This window comes from Cupriavidus sp. 21MJTG02-4 (assembly GCF_057798975.1).
The window spans coordinates 1-5,473 of record NZ_JBYOJP010000044.1; the positions used below are offsets into that span (position 1 = coordinate 1).

Consider the following 5,473-nt stretch of genomic DNA (forward strand, 5'->3'; position numbering starts at 1 on the left):
CAGTAGGTCCCAATGCTGACCTCCATCAAATCCGAGGCTGCTAGGTATGCCTTCGGCGGCGCCGCGCCTTTGTTCCTGTCAGGCGCCGTCCCCAAATTCTAGAGCAATGCCGCCACGCCGGCACAGCCGTAGCACTCTATGACTCAACGCTCCCACCAATGCGTCCCTGCCGGCTCATATCCGCCCAATGTGACGGCAGCCGATCCAGTGCCGCATGTCTGATTCACATATGTGAATTCCGACTTCCGACCAAGCCGACCTTGAACCATTATCGGGTGTACACCGCGCGGCGCTCCGAGCCCGGCAGTTTTCAAGGAGACCATCTTGTCATCCCAACCAATCAGGTTCACCGTCAATCCCCCGGCCCCTAGCATAGCGACGCTTCGCAGCGAAGTAAGGGAGTTCCTTCAACAGGCGCAAGACCAAGGCATGTTTCGCAGCTCCTCCCACGGCTGGGCGGTCCCCGATGCATCCTTCAGTGAAGCGCTTGGCCAGCGCGGCTGGATTGGCATGACATGGCCGAAGCGCTACGGCGGTCATGAACGAACCGCGCTTGAGCGCCACGTCGTTACAGAAGAGCTTCTGGCGGCAGGCGCACCGGTACGAGCACACTGGGTGGCGGACCGCCAGAGTGGTCCTTTGCTGCTTCGCTTTGGCACTGAATACCAGCGCGAAACCTTCCTGCCCGACATTGCGCGCGGAAAACTGTACTTCTGCATCGGCATGAGTGAAGCAGATTCCGGTTCAGACCTGGCGTCAATCCGAACGAAGGCGGAAAAGGTCGACGGAGGATGGCTCATCAATGGCGCCAAGATATGGACGAGCAACGCGCACCGGGTGCAAATGATGATTCTCTTCGCTCGCACGGGACCACGTGGCGAAAATCGACGCGAAGGTGTCAGTCAATTCCTGGTTGACTTGAGGACACCTGGTATCACGATTCGTCCCATTTTGAACCTCGCCGGGGAGCACGACTTCAACGAAGTTGTGTTCTCGGACGTATTTGTGCCGGAATCGATGGTCATTGGCACAATTGGCAATGGCTGGCAGCAGGTTACCAGTGAGTTGACCTACGAACGCAGCGGCCCGGACCGCTGGCTCAGCAGCTTCCATGTTCTCAAGGCCTATCTAAAGGAAGAAGGTGTAACGCAAGGCGACTCGCGGCCGATTGGGCGATTGGTGAGCAAGCTGTGGACACTACATCAGATGTCGCTGTCTATTGCCAGCATGATGGAGAAAGGCGTCTCTCCCAGCGTCGAGGCTGCCCTTGTCAAGGACCGCGGCACTCAGTTTGAACGGGAAATCCCCGAAGTCTTACGCATGCTGACTACGGACTCGACACGGGCCGAAGCGGGCATGCCGTCTATCTTCAACGACTCGCTCGAGTACTCCTTGTTGCATGCGCCCTCCTACACCATCCGGGGCGGTACGAAGGAAATCCTCCGCGGAATCATTGCCAAAAGCCTGGGGTTGCGATGAACGATATCTCCGAAATGCTCACCGACAGCGCTGCACGCCTGTTCGATGATGTTTGCACACGCGAAAGCCACGATGAGGCCGAAGCAGGAAAGTGGCTGCCGGACATCTGGGCCTCAATTGATGCGGTCGGGCTGACTTCGCTTGAAGCCTGCTGCGAAGACGCCTCATCAGAGCTTACCGTAATGGCCGCGGTGGCCAAGACCGCCGGTACCTTCACCGTCCCACTACCCATCGTGGAAAATCTGGCCGCACGTCGAATGCTGAGGATTGCTGGTGTTGCTGCGCAGGATGGCCCAGCCACTATTGCGACCAATTTGCCTCAGAACCGCCTCAGACTCCAGCGCGAAGGCAATCAGTTCGTTCTCAGCGGCCACCTGAAGCGAGTACCTTGGGGCAGGCACTGCTCCACAATTGTGGCTACTGCATTGGCGGAAGACGGCAGCGAGAATATTGTCCGGCTGACCGGCCTCCAACCTGACCGGCTCGACAAGAATTTGGCAGGTGAAGCACGGGACGATTTCCGCCTCGACAACATCTTGCTCGAATTGGATGCAGTTGGCCGCGCACCGACTGATGCGCCACATCCCACGCCATATCACGAGGGCGCGCTGATGCGCGGCTTCCAGATTGCCGGCGCCTTGGAGCGTGTGTTGCAGATGTGTGTCCAGTACAGCTGTGAGCGGGTCCAGTTTGGGCGTCCCATTGCCAAGTTCCAGGCCATCCAGCATCAGATTGCCGAACTTGCGGGACATGTTGCCTCAGCATGCGTGGCCGTAGACGCGGCCCTGCTTGCTGCGCAGTCCCACACCGCAAGCTTTGAGGTTGCCGCCGCCAAGCTGGCTGCCAGCGAGGCCGCAACGGCCGGATATGCAATCGCGCATCAAGTCCACGGGGCGATGGGGTTCACGCATGAGCATGCGTTGCATTTGAGCACACGCCGCCTAATGTCATGGCGGGACGAGTATGGCTCCGAGTTCGAATGGGCAGCGGCAGCCGCAAGTCAACTCAGCAATATTAACAGTGATGCACTCTGGCACTTCATCACAGCACCGCAAAAGGCAGTGACGAAGCGGAAAGGGAGTTGACCACATGCTGCACAAATTCTTCTCCCCCGCCAGCATCGCCGTTATCGGTGCAACACCCGGCACAGGACGAATCGGCGGAAAGGTACTCTCCACCCTTCTCGCACAACGCTATGAAGGTAGTTTGTACCCAGTGAATCCCTCTCACGATGAGATTGCTGGGCTCAAGGCATACCCTTCCGTGGAAGCAATCGGCCAGGAAGTGGATATCGCTCTCATCGCGATTCCTGCAGTACGGGTCCCCGCAGCCGTGCGCGACTGCGCCAATCTGGGCATTCAGTATGTTGTTATCTTCAGCTCGGGCTTTGCTGAGGAGGGCGAGACTGGTCGACAGCTCCAGGCAGAGCTTGAGGCGATTCGAAAGGAAACAGGTATCCGGATTTCCGGACCGAATGCCGAGGGCTACTTTAATGCGATAGATGGCATCGCGGCGACATTCAGTCCGGCGCTCAATATCGACAGCGGCAGGGGCCGCGTTGGCAAGCGAATCGGTGTTGTGTCTCAGAGCGGCGGCCTAGGTTTTGCTCTCTACAACCGTGGTCGTCGTGAAAACCTCCTGTTCAGTCACATCGTCAGTGTTGGCAACCAGGTCGACCTAGAAGCCGCAGATTACCTTGAAGAGATGGTTGACGACTCCTCCACGGACGTCATCCTAATGTACGCCGAATCCTTCAAGGATGCGCGCCGCTTCATCGGCATCGCGCAACGCGCTGCCGCGCGGGGCAAGCCAATCGTCATGGCCAAAGTGGGACGCTCGAAGGCTGGCCAACGCGCCGCGGCATCTCACACAGGCGCCATTGCCGGACCCACTGCGGTTTGCGATGCAGCTCTCGCCGGCGCCGGCATTATCCAGGCCCAAGACCAGGACCAATTGTTGGACATTGCTGCAGGGCTTACCCACTATGCGCCGATTACCGGAAACCGCCTGGCGATTATTTCCACTTCCGGAGGCACGGCAGTCTGGCTGTCGGATGCCTGTGAAGCAATGGACTTTGAACTGCCGGAGGTGGACAGCGAACGCCAGAAGCAAATCGCTGAATTCATCCCGGCATACGGGTCGCCCGCAAATCCGGTCGACATCACCGCGCAAGGCGTAAACGCGTATGCGAAGTCGCTTGAAGTCCTTGCCGATGCCGATTATCTCGACGCGTTCATTATCGTTTCATCCTTCGCCCATGAGGCACGTCTGCGCTCAGAGGGTGCTGAGCTGGCTGCCTTAGTCCGGCGGATTGGAAAGCCGGTGCTCTTTTACAGCTACACCGTACCTTCTGAAGCATCCATGGTACTGCTCCGAGAGTATGGTATTCACTGCTTTACCACCATGCTTGGATGTGTTCGCGCGTTAGCCGGCTTGCGAGCCTACGGCCTCCATCAGCAGCGCTTGACGAATTGCCAACGACGAGCGTCACCGCCTGCCCTTTCCTCCGCTGGAGTCAACCTACTGAACGCGCGCAAGGCAACGCTTTGCGAATACGAGTCAAAGTCTCTGCTGCGGGATTATGGAATCCAGTGTCCCGAAGAATTTCTCGCCGACGACACCGAATCTGCACTCGCTGCAGCTCGCCGATTTGGCTATCCCGTAGCACTAAAGGTTCAGTCTCCTGACCTACCTCACAAGTCGGAGGCGGATGCCATCGCATTAAACATCCGCGATGATGATGCGCTCCACACGAGCTTCGACCGACTACTGACGAACGTGCATAAGCGCGCGCGCGAAGCGGAAATTCGGGGAGTACTGGTGCAGCGCATGGCACCTCCTGGAGTCGAAATGATTGCCGGCATCGTCAACGATGTCGAGTTCGGCCCCTTCGTCATGGTGGGTCTCGGTGGCATCTATGTCGAGGTCCTGCGGGATACGGTGCTGGGACACGCTCCGTTGGACAAGGAGGCGGCGCTGAGGATGCTCCGCTCCCTCAAGGGTTGGCCGCTGCTCGCGGGTGTACGCGGCGAACCACCAAGAGATGTTGAAGCCATGGCAGACCTGCTTGTGCAGCTCTCCGACCTAGCAGTTGCTGCCAAAGGCCACTTGGCAGAACTTGACGTCAATCCCATCTTCGTCCATGAGCAAGGCAAGGGCCTGACCATCGTGGATGCTCTCGCCATCAGGAAATGACAATGAGCGAACTTCTCTTTGATGTCTCTGAAGGTATCGCGACGATTACTCTGAATCGTCCGGAAAAGCTTAATGCGTTCACGACTGAAATGCTGAGCGCTTGGGGCGATGCGCTGCTGGAAGCGCAACAGCGCGATGACGTGCGGGCTATCGTCCTAACAGGCGCGGGCCGCGCATTCTGTGCCGGAGGCGACGTCGGAAATATCGGCGAGCGCCGGGAAACCGAGAACGCTTATATGCGCAAGATGTCCCTGAGCGACCGGGTACATCGCATTCCCCTAATCATGGAGACGCTGGACAAGCCGGTAATCGTCGCCGTAAATGGCGTTGCGACCGGAGCTGGTATGGACATGGCCTTGATGGGCGACATACGCATCGCCTCGAGTAATGCGCGATTTGCCGAGACCTACGTCCGCATTGGAATCATGGCAGGCGATGGCGGCGCATGGTACCTGCCTCGGCTGATTGGGATGCCGAAGGCGCTTGAGCTGCTGTGGACAGGTCGATTCGTGGAGGCGGACGAGGCCGAGCGCATTGGTTTGGTCAACCATGTCGTCCCCGAGACTGAACTCATGCCGAGATCTCTTGAGCTCGCCACAAGGATTGCAAAGGGGCCTCCGCTTGCCATTCGAATGATGAAGCGTGCCGCGTACCAAGCAGCCACTCTTAGTCTGCGCGCTCACCTAGACCAGGTTTCGTCGCACATGGCAGCGATTTTCTCGACGGAGGACCACAAGGAAGCGTTGACCGCCTACAGAGAGAAGCGACAAGCCGTCTTTGTTGGCCGATAGCAGCCCAA

At 58.3% G+C, this 5,473-nt stretch carries 4 protein-coding genes; all 4 read left to right on the plus strand.

What is annotated here, in order from left to right; all coding sequences use genetic code 11:
- Positions 1-324 precede the first annotated feature (324 nt).
- Genes AC3FKH_RS34305 through AC3FKH_RS34320 form a run of 4 tightly spaced genes read left to right on the plus strand, consistent with a single transcriptional unit; the run spans position 325 to position 5,465 of the window.
- Positions 325-1,479, plus strand: coding sequence for an acyl-CoA dehydrogenase family protein (locus AC3FKH_RS34305; RefSeq protein ID WP_488680129.1), 1,155 nt, complete (start codon positions 325-327; stop codon positions 1,477-1,479).
- Positions 1,476-2,564 (plus strand): acyl-CoA dehydrogenase family protein, encoded by a 1,089-nt coding sequence (locus AC3FKH_RS34310; protein ID WP_488680130.1) that lies wholly within the window; start codon positions 1,476-1,478, stop codon positions 2,562-2,564. Before AC3FKH_RS34305 ends, AC3FKH_RS34310 begins: the two co-directional genes overlap by 4 nt.
- A gap of 4 nt (positions 2,565-2,568) precedes the next feature.
- Positions 2,569-4,674, plus strand: a complete 2,106-nt coding sequence (locus AC3FKH_RS34315) for an acetate--CoA ligase family protein (RefSeq protein WP_488680132.1) — start codon at positions 2,569-2,571, stop codon at positions 4,672-4,674.
- A 2-nt stretch (positions 4,675-4,676) separates the two neighbouring features.
- On the plus strand, positions 4,677-5,465 hold the full coding sequence (locus AC3FKH_RS34320) for an enoyl-CoA hydratase/isomerase family protein (RefSeq protein WP_488680133.1): 789 nt from the start codon (positions 4,677-4,679) through the stop codon (positions 5,463-5,465).
- The last annotated feature ends 8 nt before the right edge of the window (positions 5,466-5,473 follow it).

Excerpts from the sequence above, each read along its gene's own strand:
- AC3FKH_RS34315 (WP_488680132.1), top strand. The coding sequence starts at position 2,569 with ATGCTGCACAAATTCTTCTCCCCCGCCAGCATCGCCGTTATCGGTGCA.
- AC3FKH_RS34310 (WP_488680130.1), top strand. The coding sequence starts at position 1,476 with ATGAACGATATCTCCGAAATGCTCACCGACAGCGCTGCACGCCTGTTC.
- AC3FKH_RS34320 (WP_488680133.1), top strand. The coding sequence starts at position 4,677 with ATGAGCGAACTTCTCTTTGATGTCTCTGAAGGTATCGCGACGATTACT.